Below are 26,020 nucleotides of genomic sequence, written 5' to 3'. Positions count from 1 at the left end.
TGTTGTAGCTGATGGGGCGTTCGACGATGGTGGAGTGGAGCTCGACGCGGCCGTCGGTGGGAAGCGTTCGAAGATGGCGCGCCGAGAGACGGCATAGCGGATCGCCTCGCCCAGCTTTGATTTCCGGAGATCCGCCGCAAGGTCTCCTGCCAGAAGCCGAAGAGATCCGCGCCGACCGCCGTGCAGTGTTTTGCTTGCGCCCGGCAACGCGTGCGTCGATGCTTGAGCGCGTACGGTCTTCCGAAGAGCAGCTGATTCCGAGGACTGGAGTGGTTCACACATTGCGCCAGCGATCTGTGATGGCAGCGGTTAGTCGGCAGAGCACATCTCGCCTGTCGCAACTGTCATCGAGGTGATTGGCTATTGGTGCGCACGAGAGATCAGTCTGGCTGGCACGCTTTAGAGAGAATAGGCGACGACTGACATTCGCACGAAGCCGATCTTTCCGCTGCTCCTAAAGGCGGATATGAATCATATACATTGATATACGTTGTGCCGGCGCGTCTGGCGTGTGATTGCTGCGTCAAAGACGAAATTCATCGGATCTTCGCGCCAAATGGAAAAAGCACCTGTGTCCTCTGTCGAAGTACACCAGCACATTGTTTCACTTCTTCAAAAGCCGAATCCCGTCATCCTGGATATCGGCTGCAATGACGGGACCGATACGCAACAGTTTCTCAACCTCTGCCCGCAAGCTAATCTCTACTGCTTTGAGCCGGATCCCAGAGCGATTGCCCGCTTCAAGAAGAAGCTGGGCCCATCGCTTTCTAAGGTGAAGCTGCTTGAAATCGCGATCAGTGATCGAAACGGGATGATCGACTTCCATCCAAGCAATGCAGATGGTGATGCGAAGGAATGGGACCTCTCCGGCTCAATACGCCGCCCGAAGAATCATCTTACTGAGTATGATTGGGTTCGGTTCGATCGCCCCGTCTCAGTTGAAACGCGGCGGCTGGACGACTGGTGCAGCGAAGCCAATCTGAATACGGTGGATTTCATCTGGATGGATGTCCAGGGAGCTGAAGCCGATGTTATCGCTGGAGGCATGCAGACCTTGAGCAACACGCGCTTCGTCTACACGGAATATAGCGACCGCGAGCTCTACGAAGGGCAGTTGTCCCTGCAAGCCATTCTTGACCTATTGCCATCATTCGAAGTGGAGGCCCACTTTCCCCGCGCAGTGGAGGGTGATGTATTGCTCAAAAATACGCGCTTCTAGTGGCTAATCATATAGGCCGCCTCGTACATCGCTGAAAGACCTGATCAGCGCGCTTATGACGCTCAAAGCTGCAGAACGGGTGATCGTTCGAGCGGATATCAGCCGGACGGGCGCTCCGGTTTCCGGTTGCCATTGCAGACCCGCGCACGACGTCGGCCGTCGGGCGGGGTGGCGGGTTTCTCGCAATCATTTATTTAGCGAGCCGGCACGAGGGACGACTTCGCGGTCAGCAGCCCGAGCCGTTTCAGACGCTTGAATCAACATTGCCAGCCGATGCTCGAAGCGTTGAATCTTCTTGAACCGCTTTTGTATGGGCCGGCCCTCCCACGACGCCGAAGCTGCAGCGAGAGAAATCCGGACGCGAGAGCTTGCCGCGACTGAAGACACACACCGTGCGCGTGTGTGGGACGGCCGACCGAGCGTTCAATCTCGACCAGCGCGATGCGCTTGCGTCCGGGCAAACGGTCGGGATCGTCGACGGGCATCGTCACGCGCACGGATCGACGAGATCGTCGAGCGGATGGAGCGTTAGTATGGCGCGGACGGTCCTCTCTAACTTATGCCCGTCAGCTGAATCAGGCGCTCCGAGTAGAGCCGTGGCGGCGATGCGGTTGGCCGGGTGGTTGGCGTCGACGGCCACGAGGTCGCCGCCATAGCCATGGAGGCAAGTAACAGAGCGGCTCGGGCGTTAGGATCGGATCGATCGATTTCAGCATGTGACGAACTATCTTCCCGATCAATCGCTTACTAACCGTTCGCAATCATCAGATATCGCGGGCCGGAACACTCCCAAACTGTGCTCATCAGTGGCAAAAAAAGGCCCGGCCTCGTTTTCGATGGCCGGGCCGAAGTCAGTCGTCGACAGAGGGAGAGCTGCCGACGGTTCTTGCGGCAAAACGTTCACCGCAAAGTTTAAGGAAGGATCAATGAACGGAGAGATCTGGCGTCGTTTGATGGAATGCGGCTCAACACTTGCTCGCACAAACCTTGAAGGGCGTATTGTCCCTTGTTCTGCGTATCTTCAAAGCCATTGCGATTAAGTGAGCGGCGCCCAACAGAGACGATCCTCGGCTGTTCGAACGGCGCCGACGTGCCCGGCCGCCAAGCGCAGCAACCCAGTACCCCTGGGCTTGGACGAAATTTGTTCGCATGCGAGGACTGGGACCCCGTCCGCCAGACCCGGCAGAAGGGGATTGGGGCCGTGTCGCCCATTGCCGTACACACATCGACCGCATTGGTATCATCGTCTCACCGATGGCAGCAAGCAGCGGGCCGGTCCGATTTACCAGGCATCCTCGTCAGCGACTTAGGAATGGTACAACGTGACGCCACGTGCGATTCAAGGCCTTTTAGCTCATCCGTATAAAATTCAAGCCGCCGATCTCTCACAGGCAGCTGAGGAAACCGCCAGCGGTCGAGGTGCGTGTCGCATTCTATTTTGAATGGGCTTGTACACGTGAGCGCTCAAGACACATTGCACGTCATATTTTGTGTGATGCAATATAGTTGCGTTCTTCGCGTCGAATGCGCACAAAGGAGACTTGCGAATGGCGTCCGACTTCCACAAGCGAGATCGGTATGCGACGGGTGAGGCCTATCTACGGTGTATTTGCTGCGTGGCTGCTGCGTTTTGCACCGGCCGTGAGCCCGAGCGGTCAGGTTCATCGAAGTGATTTCTGGGCATCACGAGGCCGCGGCAAACAGAAGCATTGGTTCAACGCTAAGAAAAGGCAACATCCGGCGATTGGTCGTGAGCTGTAACGGAGATCACATAACGACAGTCATCACAATCTGCTCGCCCGAAAGCAGATGCTCATTAAGCAACTTGATTGTAGCCAGGACGTTGCGCAACGCGAAAAGATCGGTCGTCAACTTTAGGAGAACGCGATATCGACGATCAGGGCGTTTTGACGTGCGGCCTCTGATCTTGCAGCAAAGACTCGCGCTGCATCGGGTCCGCCGCGCTTCAGTGTCCCAATCAATTTTGCAAACGGGCGAATGCTGTTCGCCCTCCCGAAAACTCAGCCAGAGTCCCGCGAACCTCCTCCGAATGAGTGGACGCCTGTGATAGCGTCAGAAAACCTAGATATGCGAATGCCAGCACGTCAACGTAGATCGTTCGCAGAGGATTATTAGCGCCAGGCCGTTGGACTGGCGGGTATCGAGCGATCGATCGATCGGAACGGTCGAAGGAAGTCGGTCTGGGCGACTCGGTGCTGCGACGCTGGGTGGATAAGCTCCGGCAGGAGCCGGCATCAGTGGCGTGGCGCCCGCGCAGGGCGACGCCTAAGCGGGCGCGCCGGACTTCGGAGATCGCCCGCCTGCGGCAGGAGAACGAACGGCTGCGCATGGAGCGCGACATAAAAAAGGAAGTCGGTCTTGGAAGGTTCGTGAGTTGAACCGCCGACTGTCGCGCCGAAATGCAAGTGGATTGTGCTCGAGATGACAATGATCGAGGCGGGGGCGTAGAGACCTGTGAGAGCGCGTTTGCGATGGGGAGGGATGCTCCACGGATATGAACTGGTGTTTTTGAGAAGCGCCTGACTGCATGGGTCTCTCTCTCTTGTCCTTCAAAATAAGGCCGGCAGGCGACTAGTCCTGTAGCTGCGAACAGCATCATCGCGCGTCCGGCAATCCGTTGCCGCGGGGTGTGCGGAACGTGAAGAACCAGTTCATGGAAATCCCGGCTGTGCTGCACTTCCGAGCAGGAGACGGCCGGCGCTCTGAAGCGTTCCCTCGTTTAAAGCTGCGTGCTGGGCAACCACGAAGCTGTCGCACATGGCGCGTGCCAGATTGCTGGTGGTATAGAGCGACGCACTTCCAGCGAGACCGCTCGCGATGTTGCAGACCTCAGCGCTCTGGCGCGCGGCGTTCGTCGCGGCGAGTCGCATCAGCGTCGCCGTGTTCGGGGTTACGGCACCTTTGAGCGCTTCCTTCCACAGCTCCTCGGTGGCCTCATAGAAGAAGGCACGGGCGGAACGCAGCATGGCTTCGGCTCTGGCCATCTCCAGTTGGACATAGCCGCGCTCTGCCATCACGGGCGCTCCCGTGATTGAGGCGCGGCTTCCGGCCATGGCGATCACCTCGTCCAGCGCGGAGCGCGCAATACCGACGCCGACAATCGCATGCGCCTGCGCAGCGAAAGTCACGGACGGATATCGATAGACCGGCGCGTCGAGCGTCGGCGGACCGCCGCGGATCAAGGTCCATTCCTCCGGCACAATGACATCGTTGACAACGACGTCGTGGCTGCCGGTGCCTTGTAGGCCAATGACGTCCCAATTGGGCCGGATTGTCACCTTCTCGGCCGGCATCACGGCTACACGCGCAAGGCCACCGGTCGGATCGTCTTCCACAATAATGCCAACGCCTATGAGATCCGCGCCCGGTGAGCCGCTGGCGAATGGCCACACGCCGTTCACGACAAACCCGTCAGTGCTTCGCCTGGCGGGCTGAAGGGGGAAAAGCGCACCTGCCAACACCACGTCAGGTCCGTTCGCGTATACCTCGCGAAGCGTGTCGTCCGGCAGAGCTGCGAGGTAGCGAGCCCCATCGCCGAAGCTAGCGACCCAACCGGCGGAGCCGTCGGCTTCGGAAATTTGCTCGATCAGGCGACAAAAATCGGCCGGCGTTCGCTCCTCGCCGCCGAACCGCCGGGCGGCCATAGCCCGATAGACGCCAACGCGCTTGAAGCCTTCGATGATGTCGTCTGGAATCTTTTGCGCGCGGGCGAACTCGTTTCGACGCGCGCGGATATCGACCAGCAGCGGCGACAGATTGTCCCAGGTCGCAGCCGTATCTTCGGTTTCTGAAGTGATCCTCTCTAGTGGAGCGTTCATAAGCTGTCCTCGGTGCTTTGAGCCGATCGACGCCGCGCTTCATTGATTTGGATTGCGCGCGCATGGCGAAGCCGGCCAGATTGAAACCCAGTCGGAAGGGATCGTCGAAACTGTCGCAGTTGATATCGACTGTGATGCGATTGCAGGCGGTTGCCTCCAAAAAGGCTGGCTCAAAGAAGGGTCTTGAGCGCTGGAAGGCTGACCGAGATATCGCTGTCGATGCTGTCTTTGAGGCTGAAACGGCAAAGCAGCCGATATGCGGCGGCGAGATCGATCCGCCTCTGCTGCACTATGTCTCCGACGGTTGAAAGCAGCGCTCGTTTTGTCATGTCGTCTCCAACGGACGATTTGTCACAATTGGTGCCGGCCGGCTCGAAGCATGTTGTGAATTCCTGACTTGGCGACCGCGAGGCGCCCAAGCCTGCGGCTCGTTTACATGTCCCCAGCAATCGATGTGCCATCAATCATGGTCTGCCGGCCGTGTCTCAATCGAGCGAGACCCCGTGCCGTGCCAGCAGGATGCTCGCGCCTCCCGTGTCTGATCCCAGGCACAAGACGTCATCAACCGAACACGGCAGAAGGAGAACGACTGAAGTGGACCTCGACCGCGAACCAGTCGCGCTCGGCTTACCTCCTGCAGTTTCAGGCCGCTCCGAGCTCCGACAACCTTCTGTTTATGCTGATTCAAGGTACAGGCCCGAGATAGATGCAACGAGGCTGCTTTCGCTACACTGGCGGTTTTCCAAATGGCTGAGCAGGAGAGGCCGTCCGATGCCGACGCGAATAGAACTTTTCTTTACGTCGGTCGGCTAGGCAGTCGTCGTGGTTGTAATTTTGCACTCTATGATCTTCGGACCTGGCTGAGCCTGCTGATCATGAGCAGGGGCCATAGGTGGCCTCCCGGATCGCGGGTGAGAATCTACCGGAATTTGGTCGCATGCTCCGAAGGCCGAGGAGCTCAGACCCCGCATGCCTCGCACCCGATCTGCCGCTTGAACCACCTCCGTCGGCCTAGCGCATCAGCGTCCAGGCATGAATACTGTTGCGCCGCGGTATGAGAGTCTCTTGGTGCTGGCCTCGCGTGCCCACATGAGGACGTAGAATACGAGGAGATTAAGAGGCCGCGCATACCAAGGATCTTCCCGAAGCTATGACAAATTGTGGAGCGGATTGTATTCGGTGCATTTGATGCAGCCGATGCGCGAGCGAATTGCGCGGAACTCGACCGAAGCCCTGTATCAGGCGGCAAACGACTGTCGGGCAGCGCGAAGGTGCCAGCGTCAGCTCAGCAAATCGACTCTGCCGGTGTCGAGCCGATACAGACCCCCGACGACCTTCAGTCTGTTCTGCTCGACTGCCGCGTTCAGAATCGGCCCCGTCGATTTGAGTTTGTTGACATTGTCGATTACATTTTGTCGGGTTGCTTCGGCGGACGTGTCACCGGTTTGCTGGCGAGAGACTTCTACCGCTGGCGCAAGCGCAGCGACCAGGGATGAAATGTGCCCCGGCGGCGGCTTATTGTCGTGGAGCGACTTGATCGTGGCGGCTATCGCACCGCAATGGTCGTGGCCAAGTACCAGGACCAGCGGCGTGTTCAGCACGGCCACCGCATATTCCATACTGGCGAGCGTGTCATCGTTGACGAAGTTACCAGCGAGGCGGCAGACAAACAGATCACCAAGTCCGCTGCCGAAGACAAGTTCAGGCGCCACGCGAGAATCGGCGCAGCTCAGAACCGCGGCATATGGATTTTGCCCATCCACCAAAACCTGACGCTCGCGCTTTAAATCGTCGCGTCGTGATACGCCCTGGACATAGCGATCGTTCCCTTCCATCAGCCGCTTCAGGGCAGCCTCCGGCGAGATCAGGTTATTTGGCTTGGGCGGCGCTTTTGCTTCCTTTGCATCGACAATGTTGTCGCCAAGCCGTATGCCGACCGACGAAATAGCGAACAGCAACAGCGAGCGGCGCGAAGGCGCGATCTTGGCCAGGTAGGTCGGAGAATGGCCTGCCTTCATGCATCTCACCTCATCGCGCGGCTTTACGCCACCCGGTGGCTTCGGCTTCCGCTTCGCTGCAGAGCCAGCGTTCACCGGGCTTCTTCGTCATGTCGAGTTGTTCGTAGCTGAGTTGCCCGGGCAGGTGGTAAATGCGCTCGCCGTTGCGGTCTACGGCGCCTTTTATCAGACACTCGGACGAGGGCGGGTCCGATAGCAGCGCGGATCCGAGCAGGAGTTCCCGAGCGTCGATCGGAACCGAGCTCGCGCCGATGATGATCGTCCCCTTGTTGCCGCGACGCCAGTCCCAGGGCGCGATGAACGCCCCCGACCACAGCCCCGCATGGGCTTTGCTCGCCACAACCTCATAGATAACGTAGGTATGGGTAGAAGGATCCGACGATAGTGCCCAGCCGGAGCGTACCATCCAGGCGCTCACGTCCTCGCCTTCTATGAAGCAACTGCCGCCTGACCTGCCGTATTCATCACCTCCTGTGGTATGACAATCCCACGTTCGTCCGTTTGAATGCTTGATCAGCTCGTCGCGAGCAGCTATGCCGCAAGCCCATTTCCGACCGTGGGCGTCGAGGCAAATCTGGTCAGTTTCAGGAGCTTCGATGCCTGAGAGCCGAAGCTTGGATTGCTCGATCTCGATCGTATTGCCGTCGAGGATGCGGGCAGGGCCGCTGAGCTTCGCCGCGCAGACCGGAGATGTGATGACAGCGAACAATGCGACCATCATTACGCGCTGTTTCATCCCCACAATAATCTCCCGCTCTTGATCCATGTTCACGCACGATCCGGCGTGCCACGTTCGACTGCTTAAACACTACGTACGTTATTCGGCCGGCATCTTTGGACGTTTGCTCTAGGAAAGCGTGGCCGTCATTTCCAAGCTACGACCTGACGCTGCGTGAGGTTCAAGCGATTTCTTCCGGTGTGCGTGTCGCGGCATCCTTCGAGGCTCGCCGGTCTCTCTCTCTCTCTCTCTCTCTCTCTCTCTCTCTCTCTCTGAGCGCGCACTGCACCCTCTCGACCTGAGGAGGAGATCCCCATCGCTCAGCCGCGAACTCGGTATATGAGAGAAAACCGAACCTCGGAACGCTGTTTCTCACGCGCTTGAAGAACAAAGTCGCCTGTGAATCTTGACGGCCGAGTGGAAGTCAGGCGGGGAGGAGCAACTTGGCTAGCTGTGTGGCAGCCACCATCGGCAAGGCCTCGATGGTTTCAGCGACGGCGATGACATTTCGCCGTAAATTCTTGTCAGGAAAATATTGATCTCCGAAAAGAAATCTGGTCTCGCTTCCTCTTAGATCTGGACAAAGGCGCGACGGAGTTCAGCTCAACACCCGCTGCGTAAAATGAATCGGTATCGTTTTGCGCAAACCGCGCCAAACCCGGAGCCCTCTTTCGGAGAGTCAGCCGGGTGATCGTTGATGCCAATTGCATTGAGGCTTTTCGCATGTCTGCGCTGCACCATAATCGTTCGTGGTGCCATCGCCGCGTTCGTACAAGGACCGGATTGTCATGGCCCAGGCGGCGCGACTGGCGGCCGCTCTCTCGTAGTATGCTTCACTGCGATCACATGCGGAGAGTTATCTAGCAAGCCCGGCGTTAGGGCGTGCGTTTTGCGCCACGGAAATTTGGAGCGGCAACCTCCGCGGCTTCGTCGTATACGCACTGGGCGAGGGGTAAGCCGCCCCGTGTTCGGACGATCGCGAGTGCCATCCTGTGCGAAGCCTCAATCCACAACATGGTTGCCCCCCTTGCGGCACTCGGGCAGCTAGCTCTGGTGCGGTTTAGCCGACTCAAGCTACAAATCATTCTCAATGACCTCACTACAGAATGGGAATGAAATGGCTGCCCCCCGGGAATTGCCAGTCTCCTCTTACGCGCTTGAAGTAGATGGCCGACTCAGAGCCGAATTCGCAACCAGAGACGGCGCCAGGGCAGGCGGAGCAGAACTAAAGAAGCGTTTTCCCACGCTTCAAATCCGGATCTATGACGCGCAGACGAATGCGCGCGAGGAAATCTAGCACCGATCCAGTTCGGTCCTCGATACCTGGCGCACGGCGCCGGGTTCCTCGCCGGGGTCACTCGCCGGTGCTCAGGGGGCGTGCCGGGCCGCTAACGCTGCTCCATTACCGTCTTAACGCGCTTCGTAGCAGCACTCGATCTCGCGTGCCGCCTCGGCGTCGGCACGCTCACGCTCTTGCGGGCGCCAGTCAGTCGCGCGATGCGCGGCGCGCACGCCGGATCGGGCTTGGGCCCGAGGCATCTCCAGGCCCGGTTGAAGACTAGCATGGAGAGCTGGTTCCCTCGCGGATTGGTGTCCTCCCACTGCCTCGGGTGCCCCGGCGACCAAATCTCGCCAGCTGGCACGTGCCGCTTCACTCGACTACTCGCAGAAGGAGTCGGTGGTAATCTTGCTGTCCGATGTTTTCCTGACGGGCTGAAAGCTGCGGGAAAAATCTCGAGACTGTTGAAGACGCAAACACCGACATTTTAGAGCTGATATGTCTTGCAGTTGTTCAGAGGCGTTGGCGGTAAAAGGAGCTACGGCGCGATCTTGCTCGGCGCGACCATTTTACGGAGGGCTTTCGTCGCCTTGCTCTTCCCGATCCTTTGGTTCTATGCGAGCGAACCAGGAGCCAGGAGGAAAGGCCGCGATACGCTTGGCAAAGGAGGATTGCGGCTTCCAATCTTGCCCTTCGCTCTTCTCGAAAGTGATGACCCCGTTGTGTGTAAAAAAACGGGGTCCTACGATATCGCAGTTCACTAAAAGCAAAACGCGCCACAGATCACCCTTCTCGGTCGGTTTGTCATTCTGCTTCGGCAAGTAGTCCACTCCAACAGGTTCAACGATAGTGCAGCGGCCCTGCCGCAGAAGATCGCCGAGCCGGCCTTGCGTGGTCGTCACAAAGTTGAAATTGTTCGGATCATGCAGAAAGCGAAGATTTGCGTCCCTTTCGCCATCCTTGACTTCACTGGCGATCAACGAGAGCGCCAGGGCGCGCCAGCCCAATTCCATCGGCTTTGCATAGGTCGACGCAAGTTGAAACGTTCCGTCGTGCGCGATCTTCCAGGTGATAACATTCTGTTCGCCTGATGTATTATCCCGGTGCCTGGTCCACGAAACGAACACATGGTCATCTTGATCAAGTTCAGCGACGCCCCACATTCGAGGGACGAACTGTGCCACCTTCGAGACGTTGGAGACAATTTGTTCTATTGTCTCGCCGTCTTGCGCTCGCCACGTTGACTTGAATCTTTCGATAAGGGGGCTCTCGTTGGCGCGAACACTGTTGCTCGTCGGAGCCAGCCCCGCCAGGTAGATCAGGCATTGACCAAGACAAAACCATAACGCGCCTCTTCCAGAGATTTTTCTCATAACTGTCGGGCCTATCTGGTGTTTCATCCACACGTCATTCTAAAGCGGGCAACCTTCAACCAGTTATGCGCGAGCGCGAGAAGTTAGCGGCGACGCGACGGGGAGACCGATGGTGTCCCGTGCGAGCAGGCGCTCCCCTCTATGTCACGCGCCGCTAACTTCGCTCCGGCGACAGCCTCAATTTGCTGTGCTGGACATGCCCAGAAGGAGGGGACTGGACATGCCGAGGACTTGCATTCTTCGTGCCAGGCAATAGACGGCAATTCGCACCGCTCTTGTGTCCTCTTTGTCGACTTTCCGACTGGCCCACGTCTCGATGTTTCCGTTCAGCGCTATCCAGCGCGGCTTATGCATCCTCGTCACGCGACCGTTTAGTTCGGGATCGTTGCCATCGGAAGCCGGGACTCGCAACAGATGCGTTCGGCTCGAGGCAGCAGTCCCGACTGCGCAAGCCGCATTTGTCCCTGCTACCGATCTGCCATGCGGCCCGCTGCGATGGTCATTCCGATATGGCCGATTGAGAGCGCTTCTACATCATCTCAACGATAGAGATGCATGGTCATTCGCGTCGCAGATATCGCAGCCCAGCTTGAGACATAATCTGAGAGGTTGACGGAAGACTTCTCTTGCCGATAATCCAAGCCGTCGAGGTTCTCCGGTTTCCACTTGCCGGAGCTAAGAGGGAAGCCGGTGTCAATGCCGGCGCTGCCCCCGCAACTGTGAGCGGCAAGCCGCTGTCCAACGATGTCACTGAAGCCTGCGCGGCTTCGGGAAGGCCGGACAGAAGCGATGACCCGCGAGCCAGGAGACCTGCCCCGACAATATATTCGTCCACGGGCGGGGTGTCCCGGTGGTGCGCCAAGCAGCCGTCGCACCGCGCGACTTCCCCTGCCTGCGTCCGCCATGGCCTTTGCCCCCAACATGGGGTTAACGCTATGTCTCTTCTCTCCCTTCCGGTTGCTACGCTCGGAACGCCACGCATCGGTCCAAGGCGCGAGCTCAAGCTCGCTCTAGAAAGCTACTGGGCCGGAAAAAGCAGCGAACAGCAGTTGCTCGAGGACGCAGCTGGCTTGCGTGCCGCGAACTGGGCTCGACAGAAATCTATCGGCGTCACAGTCATTCCATCGAACGATTTCTCGCTGTATGATCAGGTGCTCGACACAAGTGTCATGGTTGGCGCCATCCCGGAGATCTACGCCTCGAAAGCCGAATCCGTTTCGCTCAAGACGTACTTCGCCATGGCCCGCGGATCACAATGCGACGATCGGGATGCGTATTGCGGTCACGGACCGCGCGGATTTGGCGCACCCGCGCAGGAGATGACCAAGTGGTTCGACACCAACTACCACTACATGGTCCCGGAGTTTCACAGGGGGCAGACGTTCAGGCTATGCTCTCGCAAGCCGATCGAGGAGTATGAGGAAGCCAAGGCCCTTGGCTTCCAAACCCGCCCTGTCCTGATCGGGCCGGTCACATTCCTAAAGCTCGGCAAGAGTCCCGATCCTGCGTTCCAGCCACTTTCACTACTGGATGAACTGTTACCGGCCTATATCGAGGTTCTGCAGGAATTGGCCAAACGTGGGGCAAATTGGGTTCAGTTCGACGAGCCCTGCCTGGTTCTTGATCTGGATGAAAGGGGGCGGCAATCTTTGCGACATGCCTATGATCGGCTCGCTAAGGAGGTGCCGGCCATCAAGATCTTAGTTGCCAGCTATTTCGGCGACCTCAGGGACAATCTGAACACCGCGTTGAGCCTGCCAGTTGCCGGACTACACCTCGACCTAGTTCGAGCGCCACAGTTGTTGGATCAGATCAGCGCTGGCGGCCGAAGTGATCTCGTCATGTCGCTCGGTGTCGTCGATGGCCGGAATGTATGGCGGTCGAATTTGTCGTCGCTGCGCCAGCGGCTCGAACCCGCGATTGCGAAGCTCGGCAAGGACCGTGTACAGATTGCCCCATCCTGCTCGCTACTTCATGTGCCGGTCGATGTTGAACTCGAAACCGGGCTCGCTTCCGACGTCAAGAGCTGGCTTGCTTTCGCGGTCCAGAAGATGCGGGAGCTTGCGATCCTGGCGCGGGCACTCGCAGGCGACCAGAATGTTGCGCCAGCTCTTGCCGAGTCGGAATGTGCCGCGACTGTTCGCCGGACTTCGCCGAAAATCCGTGATGCCAATGTCGCTGTCCGGATGAAAGCGATCGATCAGACCATGCGTCGGCGGGCGAGCCCATTTGCCCGTCGTGCCGAGATCCAAAGCAATCGTTTCGGACTACCGGCTTTTCCTACCACGACCATCGGATCGTTTCCGCAGACCACAGAGGTCCGGAATGCCCGTGCGGCGCATGCGCGAGGCGCGATAAGTGACGAGCAATACGACAGGTTCCTCAAGGAGGAGACTGCGCGCGCCGTACGTTGGCAGGAGGACATCGGTCTCGATGTCCTCGTGCACGGCGAGTTCGAGCGCAATGACATGGTGCAGTATTTCGGCGAGCACCTCGCCGGCTTCGCATTCACCAGGAACGGATGGGTGCAGTCGTACGGCTCGCGCTGCGTCAGGCCACCGATCCTGTTTGGCGATGTGGTGCGGCCGAAGCCTATCACCGTAGACTGGTGGCGCTACGCGCAATCACTAACAAGGAAGCCGATGAAGGCTATGTTGACCGGACCAGTGACGATCTTGAACTGGTCCTTCGTTCGCGATGATATTCCCAGAAGCGAGGTCTGCCGCCAGATTGCGCTCGCGATCCGAGACGAAGTCCGCGATCTCGAGAATGCTGGTGCGACAATGATCCAGATCGACGAAGCCGCACTGCGCGAAGGAATGCCGTTGCGTCGATCGGAGTGGACGGCCTATCTCGACTGGGCCGTGGATTGCTTCAGCATCTGCTCATCGGGGGTCGCCGATGAAACACAAATTCATACACATATGTGCTACTCGGAGTTCAACGACATCATCGGTGCGATCGCTGCAATGGACGCAGATGTCATCTCGATCGAGACGTCGCGCTCGAAAATGGAACTACTCGACGCGTTCAGGAACTACGAATTTCCAAATCAGATCGGGCCGGGCGTGTACGACATCCACTCCCCGCGCGTTCCCGAGGCGGACGAAATGAAGGAACTGATGGCGTTGGCTCAGACCCGGCTCCAGGATTCGCAGCTCTGGGTCAATCCGGACTGCGGCCTGAAGACGCGCAAATGGGAGGAAGTGCGGCCGGCGCTAGCGAACATGGTCGCTGCCGCCCGCCAACTGCGCGCTGCATTCGATCCGCGAGGCCGTTGATCCGGGCCTGGGTCGCTTCTCGACAAAGCGGATCCTCTTGCGGTCATTTGCGCTGTCGATGATCGATGGAGGCTTGGGAATACAAAAAAAGCCCGGCCCCGCTTAGCGGGCCGGGCGAAAGTCTAGGAGGAGCGACGCTGACGCATCGCGCGGACTTCCATCGGCAGAGAGAGGTCAACCGCCGGTTCGATCACGGCAAGGACATTCGCCGAAAATCTGAGCTCAGTTGAAGCACAAGCTCAGCGGAGCTCAATTATGCCGTGGTATGCGACCGTTAGCCTGAGGTTTATAAAGTTACACCAAGGTTTGTCGCTCAAGAGCACGTCGGCAACGATTACGACGGCGACGAGGGACGGTGATGCCGGGCGGTCACCGCAGCGACGAGCCGCAAACTCGGTGCGCTTTCCTGCTTGGAAACCTTATGCTCGATCAGCGCGACGATACGAAAAACCCGGCTCCAAGGATCTTGCAAGCTTAGACAATGCATGAGCGGTTGCTATTGATTTGAACCCTGCTTAAGGTAGTCCTTGGTCGACCAGTCCCACCCGATAGTCGGGTTTCGTCTTGGGCCTCTGTTTGAGAGTCTATGAGCGAACCGCGCGGAGGATGTCACGAGCTTGAAGATGGCACTGATGCCGACAGGGTGCCCCTCAGCCGTGAGCGTGGTCCTGCCCTCAGCACAGGCCAGTTGAATGATGGCGATCTCCGATCCGACACGACTCGGCGCAGAGTTAGACCTGACGTCGTCCAGCGCCTTGCCGTTCGTGCTAAACGTACCCGGGCGAGCAGTGCCTGGCAATTGGCGTGCTGTGGGTCGAACCGGCCGCGGTCGGATCATTCAGAGCGTGCCAGGCTGGCAAAGAGTGGGAGTGCTTCGCTCCACCCGCGCGGCGGAAATCGTCCGTCGTTGTGGGGCGGAGGACATGAGAGGCATCCGTTTCGCGCGATGTCACTGCGCAACTGCCAGACCTGCGACATCACATTGTGGAACGTGCCGGAACCAGGGCTCGGGAAGGCTCAGCCATGCCGTTGGCACCGGCAGCGATCATGTGCGCAGAAAGCCATTTTGGCGGTGCGGCAGCCTACGTGCCCGCGAACGCCCCCATTTTCATTTCGACAGGATGAGCATGAGGTCTAATTCCTGCTGTAAGACGGCGCCGATCAATACGGCCCCTACGTCTCGGCGCCGTGTCACGGGTTGCCGGCCTTGGCGGACGAAAACGCGACCGAGCTCCGTTCGGCCTCAGCTTCTTGCTCCAATTGCAGAATATGCGCTCTTAGCGCGTCGGAAGTGGCTGCCGCTGTCTCGCTGAACAGGGGATCTCCATCATCGGTGACGGCGGAAGCGATTTCTTTCCATTCCTGTGCCGAGAGAGCCTTCAGTGCGGCCGGAAAGAAATCTCGTTCTTCCCACATCATGTGGCGCCGCTCGCGTACTATAAAGTCGCGTATGATATCGCCGACGTCTTGCCGAAAGAGTTCACGATCCGCGAGGATGGCGTCAATAGCTCGCGCGAAGTGGTGCAAACGGTCGACCACTTCCTGGTGTTCAAGCGCGAGATCGCCGACGATTGCAGCTGCATCCGGATGCCGAGCCTTGAGCTTGGAAAAAATCAAGTCTTCCTGTGGATGATGGTACAGCTCGGGGTAAACCTCGAAATAGCTGATAATCGCGCGAATGACCTCATAATCGGGACGAACCCCTCTCTCAAAAATCTCCAATTCGCGTTGAAGAGCGGCCAGAAGCAGCTCAATGTTGCGATGCTCTCGAAGCAAAAGGTCGATGATCATTCCGGTGCTCCTGGAGGCACAATGTAGGCCGGAAGCGTTTCTGCCACTTACAAGATCGCCCAAGCCGAATTCGGTGTCCTTCGCTACGCCGCGATTTTCTGCGCTGTTCGACGCAAAAACGCAGCGCGCTTTGAATTTGAGCTGGCGTAGATCAACTTAGCCGAAGTGTTGAGGTTGCCCGCGCAAGACGCTGGTCGGATAACGGCTGGTATCGGTAAATTTGCGGGCTGGGCGTGCATGGCGGACCCTATTTTGCGGACATCGATGGGACGCACATTGGCTGCTCCTGACGAACTCGAATATTTGGATGTTTTCCCTAGGTAGAAGTCCTTAAGTATTTGCCCGTCAGTGCCATGAGCAGGGCGGTCTTGAATGGGGGCGGCGGGGTCCCTTTTGCTCAAACATGGCCAAACCGGATTAGAAAGCTGCATGCTGGCTTCCTCGGCCGCGTCCATGGAAGCAGTCGGAAGCGCACGGCCGCACCCGTGAAGAGCTCCAGCCAGCCGAAAACTTATCGTCCACCGCCACTTTCGGCTTGCCGCAGGAAGTCTTGTTCGGGCGCCTTGGCTCTGATCCCCGTCAGCATCGGTCGGCCGCGGAGGTGACCAGGCAGATAGTGACGGCATCCCGATCGATGTACGCTGACCGACGTGGTCGGCGCGCTCGATGATCATGCGATACGCTGTCGTAGCCCCCTTCTCCGGGGTGACAGACATGCTGTATATCGGAGCACAAATGTGGGCCGACGTAATTGACCTGCTTCATGTGCGGTCGTGTCAAGAAACCAGCAGCGTGTGCTGCATAGGTAGCCGTCATCGAAAACATGACCCGCTCGGTGCGGTGCGCCTGAAAACCGTCGGTTCGTGGTCTGGAGTGCGCAGCTTGAATGCATGAATAAGCCATTCGCGCCATTTGCGCTGGTGCTAGAGTCCCGCCGTAATGGCGATCCGCATCAACTCGGACATGCTGCGGACACTTGTCTTGGCCATGAGGTTTGCACGGTAAACCTCGACTGTCCTGGGACTGATGCCGAGATCATGGGCGATCACCTTGTTAATCTTGCCGGCTAATAGTCCCTGCAGGACGTCACGCTCGCGCGACGAGAGGCCCGCGAGGCGGGCTTCCGCCTGGAGTTTTGCTGCGTCATCGGCTGGTTTTGTTGGCCGCGCTTCCAAAGCACTATTGATCGCACGCAATAGCACCTCCTCCACGAACGGCTTCTCGAGGAAGTCGACCGCACCCGCTTTCATCGCTTCGACTGCGAGCGATACGTCGCTATGACCAGTTATCAAGACGACGGGGCAGTTGACGCGATTGGCCTTCACTTTACCGACTAGCTCGAGACCGCTCATACCCGGCATGCGGATGTCCGACACAATGCAATCAACTGGACCGCTCGCGACGTCATTAAGAAACGCGGTCGCCGTCTCATAGGTTGCTACGTAGAAACCGTTAACATCAAGAAGAAACGCGAGCGAGTCCCGCATTGCGGCGTCATCGTCGATCACAAGAATGCGCCGCCCAATCATGCTGTCCCTTCGCTAAGCTCCACAAACGGCGCGGTGAACTGAAGGATCGCGCTGCCACCCGGTTTTGCTTGCGCGACGATATGGCCGCCATGTGACTCGATGATCGTCCGGCAGATTGATAGCCCCACACCCATGCCATGCCTTTTGGTCGTGACAAAGGGCTGGAACAGTCGGTCGGCGATATCAGCGCTGATGCCGGGGTCCTTATGAGCAACTGTAAACCTGTCGACAGCAACTTCGCCGCGCGGGCAGGAAGCCATGGCCTCCATTGCATTGCGTATCAGGTCCAGCGCGACCTTCTGCATCTGGACATTGTCCACGACAGCACGAGAGGAAGCGCGGCGGCTGCCGCGGCAGTGCCATAGCCTTACCAGATGTGGTCCGACATGCTTCCTGGTAGACCCTCTCATTCGATCGACTCTACATTGTTTCCCACGAGGGCCACCGGAGCAGAACGCGCCTCAGCTCACACCAATCTATTGTGAAAGACGGCCGCCGCCATCTGGCCATATGCGCCAGTGCGTCGGCTGCACGGCTACGTGTTCTCCGGACTTGGCCTTGATCCAGCCGCCGAAGGCCCGGCGGCAAGGAAAGACCACCCGGTGAATGGCATTCCCCTCGATCACGGCAATCTCCAGATCCTGATCAAAGGGCGGCGCCGTTTCGACCCGCTCCCAGGTCAGGTCGCCAGTAGATCTTGGGCGGTGTTCATCGCTGTAGGCTGACAAATTCAGGCAACCTTCTGAACTACACAGGAGATGGCTTGGCCGCCGCGCGAGCAGGCTCAGCCCAATATTGCCCAGGCGGCGTGGTCCCCATTGCGCCAGCCGCGGCCGGGGTTTTATCGGCCGTGGCGCCGTTGAACCTATCATGCCGGGACATGATCGGCTCGCCACCCGAAATATTAGGATTGGCGCTGCGAAACAACTCCCGGGCCTCGGTCGAATCGATCTGGATCAGCTCAGGTTCTCGGCGCTTGGTATTAAACGCTGTTCTGCAGAAGTTGAACTGGACTGCCGCTGCCGCGATCTGGCCGGCGGCGGGACGAATGTCCCCGTGGTCTGTCATGTCGAACACCCTTCGTTGGTGTGAAATCTCTTTGTCCCACGGCGTCAACGTGGGGCATTGGGTTGTGATGACGTCAGCCGCGCCCTTGTGAGCGGGGCGGCATCCACGAGAACCCTAAGACGCCGGAACTCGCTTGACACCATTCGGATGAGCCTAGCTGCGCTCGGCGCCGATCTCAGCGCCGATCATCGCGCCCGTCCGCGGGTCGATGAAGTGGACGCCTTCGCACGCGGCGCAGGTTCTTGTGTGTAGGTCATCGGCACGCGGCTCGGGGACGTCCGGCAGTCCTTGAACTCGGTCGCCGGTATCTGGACATGAAAAGATGATGGGGCGCCAAGTCTTTCTTTCTGCCATGTGTGTGACCTTGGACGGGAAGCTCACTTCTATCAGTAGGCAGTCGCCGCAGTATTTGATACAGGTCAAAAAAGAGCTGATGCGCATCCAGAATGGCCGAGCTCGAGCGGCTGCTGCGAGCCCCACAGGCCCGCGTTGGCTGGCAACATGTCCCAAGTCGGGCGATCCGCGAGGGCCTCGCGTTGGTCCGCAACGCGCCAGCGTGTAGCGGGGTTGATTTGAGGCGTGCCGCTCGCGAATGGGCCACGACGGCATTTGTCCTCAATGTTTGCGATAGCCGGCAAGCGGATGGTCAATTGATCGCTCGCCTCGCAATGCCGGTGGCCTTGCCGGGCAGATCCCAGCCAAAGGCTTTGGCGCTGAAGTCTTGAGCCGTGGGCTCATCGAAACTTTGGCTGCGACAAGCGTGATCATCGGCTGTGCTGTCGCGGCCGCAGGGGCAGTTTGCCTCATCTTGGCCCACGATCACGTGCGCATAGGTCTCGCCATCGATTGCTTCGGCCGCCGGCGCGCCTCAGAAATGGCTCTGCTCAGTGATTGGCGCGACGACCTGGTGTTTGCGGCAATGCCTCGTGAGATCACCAAGTATCGCGTGTAAAGTTAGCGGCCTCTCAATATTGCCATCGGTTGAGTATGGATCGACAGAGATCAATAGCCGGCATCTCGGGCGTGACGGCGCATGCGTCGTCTCTTCAGACGTTCCTCGAGTCATCGGTCGTTCAATTTTGTCAGTCGAGGGCATGAGCAGACCAGAAGGTGTTATCCCTCGGCGCAAAACAGAGTGCGATCCGCCAAGCTGGAAAAGTAGAGGCCGCGTGGTCTGCGCGACAACAGGAGCGCTCGAGTCGCGCTGCCAAAGTTTCGACCTTATCTCGATGGAGGAGCGGACAACCGGTTGGGGATGCCGCTTGAGGCAGATCAAATACTCTTGTGGAGCGAATGGCAGAATGGTGGATAAGCAAACCCACAAGAAGAGGATGCCATGCCTTCATTTAATGTTCGGTTCATCAAGACCGTCTGTGACGATACCGGGCACGAACATCGTGCCTGTCAGGCGACGTTCAAGGTCGATGCCGCCTCGGTGTGCGCTGCTGCACAGCAGGCGGAGAGCGATTTCTGCAAGCAAAAGAGTGTCCGCGACTGGACCGTCTTCGCCGATGTGATAGAGCTCCGAACCCCGCCTGCATTGCCGCCGGCATGGGCTGGTTAGCTTGACTTTGGCGGAGGGAGTCTGCGAATTGGATTGTGGGTCAATCTGTAATCTAAGCGTGATCCCGGGCAGGGTCGCGTCGACCGTCGATTCAAGAACAACTGGTGATGCTGGCGTCAAATCGGCGAGCGCCCTATTGTCTCACGACACCTGGTGGACCTCGCTGGAGGGTTTTCCGCCTGCCGCCCAACTGGCTCTGCAGCGCTCCGTAAAGCGTCGTACCGGCAGGGCCAACCAAATCGAAGGATCCGCTCCCACAAATCGGTCTCGTTTGATTCGTGACAAGAACAAGTCTGCATCTGGCAGCCATGGCTGTCTCAAAGGGTATGCGTGGTTGGCCAATCTGCGGTTAAGGCATTTACTCAGCCGGTTGCGCGCGAGCCTGTCCCGGACATCCGAACCGGCCTTACTTGAGCCCGCAGCACATCGATGCGATCGCACGTGACCTTAATCTGTCCGCATCTGCCTTTCAAACCATGGCGCAAAGAGCGCGCTCTCCTGAACAGCTCAGGAAGCGCCTCGCGCTTGCCGGGTGTTCCGAGAACGCGCTTGCTGCCGCTATGGAGACGTATTGCGCGATCTGCAGCGGGTGAGCGGCCTATGTCAGACCAAAGTCCTCTGCGCCGCCAACCTCGAGAGGCACAACCATGCAAGTCCACTCAAAGACTGCCCGAATGAACAGACCCTGCGCGCTCGATCGTGAGATATCCTCCCGCTGCGCTTTCGTGATTGACTGCGCTCAACAGTTCCTCGCCGAAGAGCTTTGACTCCTGAGCATGCCCACATTCGAAGAAGGCCGACACAGGACAAGCCTCATTGCCGCCGCGAAATCCACGACAGCCCTTATGTCTGTACTCGCCGTTTGGCGGCGATGGGAATACGATCCGGCGTTTACCTTCTGCGGATTGCTCACTTTCGCCGCCAGCCTGCCAGTGTCGCCGTCATCCTCAATAGCCGCTATGAACGGGCGGTTAGTTGGGACGTGAACACGTTCGCGTCCGTCGGGACCATCGCGCCCGCGACGGTCCTCACGTACATTGTAACATCAGCATCCGAGTACGATTCGATCGCGCGGTGGTCAGGGATAAACTCAGAACAAAAGAGAATTGCCACGGCAGACAAATATTCAATCAAATTCGTCCGAGCGACAAAAGTCCGTCGCATCACAGATCAGGCCTCTGTCTAAAGGACAATTCAGTTCACCGGCTCGTTATCGATCCGACGGTCGCCTGCAAGGCTTTTTGCCTTGAACGACGCCCAGAGAAATGGAATCTGTTAGCGACAAGAAGGCGCGCGCGAAGGCTCCTGTATTCTCGGCAATGTGGAGCACGTGAAGAAGAAGCGAGATTGCGCCGTTCACTCTCAAGTGCGGGCGAAATCCGGAGACAACTCGCGTAGTCTTTAAGCGCAACTGTTGCTTCGATGTCACCAAATGTATGAACCGGAAATCTACGCTGGTGTCAACCGAGGGACGACATGTTCGATATTTATGTGAACGGAAGACGCGATCTTTTGGTCGTTCCGCAAGGGTTTGCGATCCCTGCGGGGTTGGCCGGCAGTTGGAAGCGAAAGAAGCGGGCGGTGCGTTCAGTGAGCGATGTTATTCGCCAAGATGTGCAACAGCGCGGTTACCACCGACGTAGTTTGATATCGAATCGGTCGAAGACGGCAGTCGAGACCTCGTCACACGCGTAGCCAACGCGGCTATCTCCGCTGACCCATTCTTCAAAACACTCTGGGCAGGATGTCGCCGATGCCGTCGAGAACCTTGCTTACCGCGTCGACGGCGGGCGGGTACTCTGCTTCATTAGGCTTATGGCGCAAGTTTTCTTTTGAAAAGCCGCGCATCGCGCTGCGGCTTCCCTCAGGATAAGTATTATGGAGCTTTTCCTCGACTCAATGGCGTGTGCGCGTGAGTTTTCAGCTGTCCATACTGAAGATACTTGCCGGCCAGCCGCACGGACGGGCGAGCATCCAAGTCGTTAAACAGCATTTGGCCATTTATTACAGCAGCGGCCCAGAGTGGCCGGCGCGTATGGAGCGCATCGCGAGCCGAGCGCCCCGACTCGATATTTTTGGCCAAAGGCTGATCGAGCGAGAGGCCGGGTGCTGGATTATCACCGACGAGGGAAGGAAGACTCTTGAAAGGCTCGAATTTGTAGATGTGGGTACTATGCAGGGTCAGGTTAAGCGGGAGATCGCTCAAGAGCGAGAAGATGAGTAGCCGCCCCTGGTGTCTTCGCAGCTACGAACGAGCGCGCGCAGAAAGCGCTCGCCGGCAAGCGCTAGAGCACGAAGGGCTATCGGCGTGACGGCTTGCCGCTCAATCCCTTGCTGATGGCCACGTACGCGGACTAGATTGCGCAAGTTCAGTTTGGATATAAATGCAGTGGCTATTCGTACTGTGAAGTGGTTCAACGCGACCAAGGGATGATATGGCTTCATCCAACCTAAGGAATGGTGGAGCTGATGTCTTCGTGCACTCCGACGCGTTGAGCCGAGCCCGAACCACCGACACGAAGCCCTGACCGATCTAGTATTCGCGCACGCCCGAAGGGAGCTCTGGCGTTTAGATAACGAGCGCGCTAATCGTCATAAGGTGACCAAGAGACCGCCCCGATGTCTCTCAGGGCCTCGATGTTTGATCACTCTAGGCTTAATACAAATCACGCCTACCCGAGATGCAGCTGTTCAGGTTCATCGCGATTGGCTTGCTCATTCCAGAACATGTTAGTCTACGTGCTTCGCTTCGAATAGAAAGGCGTCGATTGAGCATTCAATTGTAACGAATCCTCTCTACACAGAGGCTGTACGAAGTTTACAATTCCACAGCTGCACTAGGGTCCAGACGCCTTGTCTTCCGAAAGCATGACCGAGCTAATACCTGGCGCGAGTTCCGATGATGGCCCTTTTTTTACGGTCGTCGCTGCGAAAAAACTATGTTACAAGCGCTCTTCTCAGAAGGAGCATTCATCGTGAAAAAAGCAACAAAGAAACGCGTCAAGCGGCGCGAGTGGACGAAGGCTGATATCAAAGAGCTCAAAGTCCATTCGAAGGCTCGGACCCCGGTCATAAAAATAGCAAAAATGACCAGACGCAGCGCCGGCGCGCTGCGCCAGAAGGCCTTAAATCTCGGAATTGGACTCGGACATCAGCGGTAATTTTGAGCATCTGGCTAATGGCGCGGTAGGGCGGCTTGCGGGCCGCCCTCTTTGGTCATAGAAACTTTGTCGCAAAATAGCTTTGCCGATCCGCGCTGAGAGAGAGTTTCACGCACGTGCTGGATGGCCTTCAACGTCGCGGAACGGGCCCCAACGCATCCTCATCTTTGATCAAGTGTTTTTGGAAGGCGCTTTCGACGGCCGCTAGCGATGTATGATCGCGAGTGAAGAGATACTCTTAGCCCAAAAGATAAAACACCAAAGGCTCGGTCCCTGCACGCATGCGATGGGGCCAAAACGCCCAGTCCTAGGCGCGTTAGCTTCCGAGAAGCTAACCAGTCTTAAACGAACTCCCATAGGGCCGAATCTAGCATCCGTTCGGCCCGCAGCTTCTTCAGCTTCGGCGAGACAGTCTTGGCCGCGGTGGGCCGAACTCATCGGCTGACCGCTTTAGCCAAATTGACCTTTCCCCACGGGCTTAATCCAGTTTGAAGTTCGTTCTGGCCCACGACAAGGACCAGAGCATGAAGCGCAGGCGCTTTTCGGAAGAGATGGGGTATTCGGTCCCGATCGCCTGACCGATTTGCCGCGCGGCACGTTTTGGCTGACGATCATGGACCAACTCCATCCGGAAAGGAGAGAAGCCATGATCTACGTCGGCCTCGATGTTTCGCTGAATTCCGTTGCGGTATGTGCGGTGGACGAGACCGGAAAGCTTATCCGGGAGGGAACCACGTTGGCGGACGCGCCATCGATTGTGCAGTGTCCTGAACCCGTCATCACCTGCGCGCCGTCGGCGTTGTGAACGGACCACAACCACCTTCGACCGCGCTGCCTCAAGACATATTCGAAGAATGGGCGACTCATGGTTAGCGAGCTCCATTTCTGACAGTCGTGCGTTTGGTCTTCTGAATGCCAGAGCCGGCCCATTCCAGGCGATGTCTCACTGTAGCAGCCTTGGCAATGAACTCGCTTGATCGGTCAATGCCGCTTTCATCAAAAGTGAGCTCATCCTGCGCTGTCTGTCGTGGCGCCAAAGTCGCGAGATGGTTGCGCGTTTTGGCCGTCAGCGACATCTGCAGGATCAGGTCATCGTTTGCGGAGGACTTATGCCGCAGCACCGTTTTTCTCTAGCAACTTTGAGTGGGTCATCACGAAGGAAGAGTCGACGTGCATCAATCGTGACACCAGATTGGCCGGTACAACCCTTTTTTCTCTGCCCAAATAGGTCACCGCCATCAGGATCGCCCACCGTGGCCCAGTGATGGCCAGCACAATGGCTCTCCCACGTGATCGGCCGGACAATCTCGTTTCCGTCAGTATAGATGCGGCCAAGCGCGCTTGCTGGATCAGCCATCTTAAGCCAGGTTCCGTCCTTTACAACCGTCCTTAGCGCCGATTAACGGGCGGCAGTGCTGCAAGAGCAGGTAAATCAAACAGTTGGTATAGTTCGGACGGATGGGCTTGCGAGATCGTGTCCCTGGCGTGGTGCAGCTGACGGCAGGTCACCGCCCCGGAGCTATGGCTCAGTGTCTTGGACCAACGGCAGTATGCACGGCAAAGTTGCGTAGGATCGACACGGCTGACAAGATAGCTGCGCGTCGCCAAGTGAGATGTCCGCGATGTGAGCTGCTTCTTTGCCGCGCTCGCCGGTCTGCCGAATATTCAGCGAGGTGCATGTCGCATTTACGGCTTCAATGCCCCAGCAACGGGCAACTTATGACTACACGTAATAGCGTTCCTGTACCGCGGGCGGTCTTCGGCAAACGTACGTATAGTTCTTTCCAACCTTCCCATATCCGCAATCGATCTTCGTGTGATTGAGCTGCCGCTTGACGTCGTTTTAACTGTCGGGCAATCGAGGGGGCGATTGCAGTTATATTTCGGTGATCCCACCGATCGATCGAACTGAACGGATCTAACTCGTGAGTGCTAGACAAAATTCTTGTCTCGTTTTGATGCTTTGCACGGAAGCGGCTGCCCATGTGATCCCGCGGCTGGCTTTGTTTCGCTCAATCGAGCGAGCGCCGGCAGGCTTTGCTTTTCAGGCACGAGAGTCTGAACGATGAGCGGGCGTTTTGGCCGTTCGCCTGCGGTGTGCTTTCTTCTTGGTATTCCACGATCCGGGACGACACTCTTGGCGCATTTGCTCCAGCACCATCCAGACATTGTGGCTCCGCCTGAACCCTGGTTGATGCTGGCGCTTGAAGCATTTGGCAGGGTGGACCAGCGCCATCCGGCGGGCAGCTCACTGATCAAGGCCGCGACCTCGGAGTTCCTGGGGCGGATAGATCGCACGATCGCCAGCCGCGCTTATGCCGATGCAGCATATGATCAGTATCTGGCGGACGCGGGCAAGCGCATCATCATAGACAAGACACCACGGTACTGGACCGTGCTTGAGTTCCTTGAATCTGTCTATCCCGAAGCACCACACATCCTTCTGATGCGCAATCCCTATGCCATCGCCGCTTCACTGAAATCGACGTGGGGGATCCCACTGCGGACAGAAAACCAGCATTCTGTTAGCGTCTCCAGTCTCGCCGATCTCATGCTCCGTCTGCCCGACGTCATCATAACTTCACTCGCCGATTTGGTTCTGGGCCTTCCCAAGCTCGCCGCGCACCGCTCTCGCCCGCAGACACAGTTCGTGCAATACGAACTGCTCGTGGCGCACCCGGACGAGGAAATCCGGCGTCTGTTGAAGGGGCTCGGCTGTGACCCAGCGTCCGTCGCATCGGCTGGGATGAGACAAGCAGATTATCTTCGATCCAGCAGCTTTGGGGATCGAAAAATCTTGGAACGAAACGCCGTCGACGAAAGCTCTGTCAAATCATGGCAATCTCAATTGAGCGTCGAAGAGATGCAAACCGTGACTGATTTGGTCGGCGCTGAGCTTTTGCTAGAACTCGGATATGAGCAGGAACTGCTGCGGGCACAGAAAGCCGGAGTGCTGGATAGGGGAGCTGAGGTAACCGAACTCTATCGCCGGATATTCCGAACCTGGTGGGATGTGCGAAGTACCAAGGCCGGAGCATTATCCGGCCCCTCTCACGCTGGAGAGCCGGTCCACACTGCTTGGAACGTTTCGGAGAACCGCGACGCGGCTATCGAGATGTTGCGAGGCGAGGTCGCGCGGCTTGAACAGATCCTCAATAACGCCTAGGGCGATCTGAATGC

At 58.0% G+C, this 26,020-nt stretch carries 19 protein-coding genes and 1 riboswitch; of the genes, 8 read left to right on the top strand and 11 right to left on the bottom strand.

The window, feature by feature from the left end; genetic code table 11:
• The first annotated feature begins 571 nt into the window (after positions 1 to 571).
• A complete protein-coding gene (locus tag GPL20_RS10145; protein WP_100233534.1) occupies positions 572 to 1,219 on the top strand; it encodes an FkbM family methyltransferase in 648 nt (215 codons plus the stop codon).
• A gap of 2,672 nt (positions 1,220 to 3,891) precedes the next feature.
• On the opposite strand, the gene GPL20_RS10140 is transcribed toward GPL20_RS10145, so the two are convergent.
• Complete coding sequence (locus GPL20_RS10140; RefSeq protein ID WP_157329433.1) at positions 3,892 to 5,058, bottom strand: acyl-CoA dehydrogenase family protein; 1,167 nt, start codon at positions 5,056 to 5,058, stop codon at positions 3,892 to 3,894.
• A 62-nt stretch (positions 5,059 to 5,120) separates the two neighbouring features.
• On the opposite strand from GPL20_RS10140, the gene GPL20_RS10135 reads away from it, so the two are divergent.
• Positions 5,121 to 5,366 carry a hypothetical protein gene (locus tag GPL20_RS10135; RefSeq protein WP_157329432.1) on the top strand — a complete coding sequence of 82 codons (246 nt, stop codon included), beginning with the start codon at positions 5,121 to 5,123 and terminating at the stop codon, positions 5,364 to 5,366.
• A 972-nt stretch (positions 5,367 to 6,338) separates the two neighbouring features.
• On the opposite strand, the gene GPL20_RS10130 is transcribed toward GPL20_RS10135, so the two are convergent.
• From GPL20_RS10130 to GPL20_RS10115, 3 genes are all read right to left on the bottom strand, one after another.
• On the bottom strand, positions 6,339 to 7,076 hold the full coding sequence (locus tag GPL20_RS10130) for a carbonic anhydrase (protein ID WP_157329431.1): 738 nt from the start codon (positions 7,074 to 7,076) through the stop codon (positions 6,339 to 6,341).
• Between the two features lie 10 nt (positions 7,077 to 7,086).
• Entirely contained in the window at positions 7,087 to 7,842 is a 756-nt protein-coding gene (locus GPL20_RS10125) for a thermonuclease family protein (protein ID WP_157329556.1), read from the bottom strand.
• A 1,800-nt stretch (positions 7,843 to 9,642) separates the two neighbouring features.
• A complete protein-coding gene (locus GPL20_RS10115; RefSeq protein ID WP_157329430.1) occupies positions 9,643 to 10,473 on the bottom strand; it encodes a nodulate formation efficiency C protein in 831 nt (276 codons plus the stop codon).
• Positions 10,474 to 11,077: 604 nt separating this feature from the next.
• Positions 11,078 to 11,278, top strand: a riboswitch (cobalamin riboswitch).
• A 103-nt stretch (positions 11,279 to 11,381) separates the two neighbouring features.
• Between GPL20_RS10115 and metE the strand changes: the two genes are divergently transcribed.
• Entirely contained in the window at positions 11,382 to 13,727 is a 2,346-nt protein-coding gene (metE, locus tag GPL20_RS10110; protein ID WP_157329429.1) for a 5-methyltetrahydropteroyltriglutamate--homocysteine S-methyltransferase, read from the top strand.
• 1,191 nt (positions 13,728 to 14,918) lie between these two features.
• Here the strand turns inward: metE and GPL20_RS10105 are convergent.
• From GPL20_RS10105 to GPL20_RS10085, 5 genes are all read right to left on the bottom strand, one after another.
• Positions 14,919 to 15,518: a hemerythrin domain-containing protein gene (locus GPL20_RS10105; RefSeq protein ID WP_157329428.1), complete on the bottom strand. Its 600-nt coding sequence runs from the start codon at positions 15,516 to 15,518 to the stop codon at positions 14,919 to 14,921.
• A 923-nt stretch (positions 15,519 to 16,441) separates the two neighbouring features.
• Positions 16,442 to 17,047, bottom strand: coding sequence for a response regulator FixJ (fixJ, locus tag GPL20_RS10100; RefSeq protein ID WP_100233452.1), 606 nt, complete (start codon positions 17,045 to 17,047; stop codon positions 16,442 to 16,444).
• Positions 17,044 to 17,352 (bottom strand): ATP-binding protein, encoded by a 309-nt coding sequence (locus GPL20_RS10095; RefSeq protein ID WP_245452354.1) that lies wholly within the window; start codon positions 17,350 to 17,352, stop codon positions 17,044 to 17,046. The genes fixJ and GPL20_RS10095 overlap by 4 nt, the downstream gene beginning before the upstream one ends.
• Positions 17,353 to 17,523: 171 nt before the next feature.
• Positions 17,524 to 17,775 (bottom strand): hypothetical protein, encoded by a 252-nt coding sequence (locus GPL20_RS10090; RefSeq protein ID WP_245452355.1) that lies wholly within the window; start codon positions 17,773 to 17,775, stop codon positions 17,524 to 17,526.
• A gap of 19 nt (positions 17,776 to 17,794) precedes the next feature.
• Positions 17,795 to 18,115 (bottom strand): hypothetical protein, encoded by a 321-nt coding sequence (locus GPL20_RS10085; RefSeq protein ID WP_157329427.1) that lies wholly within the window; start codon positions 18,113 to 18,115, stop codon positions 17,795 to 17,797.
• Between the two features lie 1,336 nt (positions 18,116 to 19,451).
• Between GPL20_RS10085 and GPL20_RS10080 the strand changes: the two genes are divergently transcribed.
• The 4 genes from GPL20_RS10080 to GPL20_RS10065 all read left to right on the top strand — a co-directional run bounded on the left by GPL20_RS10080 (position 19,452) and on the right by GPL20_RS10065 (position 23,645).
• The gene (locus GPL20_RS10080; protein WP_100233537.1) at positions 19,452 to 19,679 is read left to right on the top strand and encodes a hypothetical protein; all 228 of its coding nucleotides are present in this window, start codon (positions 19,452 to 19,454) and stop codon (positions 19,677 to 19,679) included.
• Between the two features lie 1,912 nt (positions 19,680 to 21,591).
• Complete coding sequence (locus tag GPL20_RS10075) at positions 21,592 to 21,903, top strand: hypothetical protein (RefSeq protein ID WP_205751148.1); 312 nt, start codon at positions 21,592 to 21,594, stop codon at positions 21,901 to 21,903.
• 715 nt (positions 21,904 to 22,618) lie between these two features.
• The gene (locus GPL20_RS10070; RefSeq protein WP_100233458.1) at positions 22,619 to 22,840 is read left to right on the top strand and encodes a hypothetical protein; all 222 of its coding nucleotides are present in this window, start codon (positions 22,619 to 22,621) and stop codon (positions 22,838 to 22,840) included.
• Between the two features lie 646 nt (positions 22,841 to 23,486).
• Positions 23,487 to 23,645 carry a hypothetical protein gene (locus GPL20_RS10065; protein ID WP_205751147.1) on the top strand — a complete coding sequence of 53 codons (159 nt, stop codon included), beginning with the start codon at positions 23,487 to 23,489 and terminating at the stop codon, positions 23,643 to 23,645.
• A gap of 64 nt (positions 23,646 to 23,709) precedes the next feature.
• On the opposite strand, the gene GPL20_RS10060 is transcribed toward GPL20_RS10065, so the two are convergent.
• Entirely contained in the window at positions 23,710 to 23,961 is a 252-nt protein-coding gene (locus GPL20_RS10060) for a hypothetical protein (protein ID WP_157329426.1), read from the bottom strand.
• Complete coding sequence (locus GPL20_RS10055) at positions 23,948 to 24,115, bottom strand: hypothetical protein (RefSeq protein WP_157329425.1); 168 nt, start codon at positions 24,113 to 24,115, stop codon at positions 23,948 to 23,950. The genes GPL20_RS10060 and GPL20_RS10055 overlap by 14 nt, the downstream gene beginning before the upstream one ends.
• A 790-nt stretch (positions 24,116 to 24,905) precedes the next feature.
• Between GPL20_RS10055 and noeE the strand changes: the two genes are divergently transcribed.
• Positions 24,906 to 26,006: a nodulation protein NoeE gene (noeE, locus tag GPL20_RS10050; RefSeq protein ID WP_157329424.1), complete on the top strand. Its 1,101-nt coding sequence runs from the start codon at positions 24,906 to 24,908 to the stop codon at positions 26,004 to 26,006.
• Positions 26,007 to 26,020: the final 14 nt, after the last annotated feature.

It is taken from the genome of Bradyrhizobium cajani (genome assembly GCF_009759665.1).
Lineage (GTDB): Bacteria > Pseudomonadota > Alphaproteobacteria > Rhizobiales > Xanthobacteraceae > Bradyrhizobium > Bradyrhizobium cajani.
The sequence above is the reverse complement of the archived record's forward strand: the minus strand, read 5'-3'. Positions and strand labels throughout refer to the sequence as shown.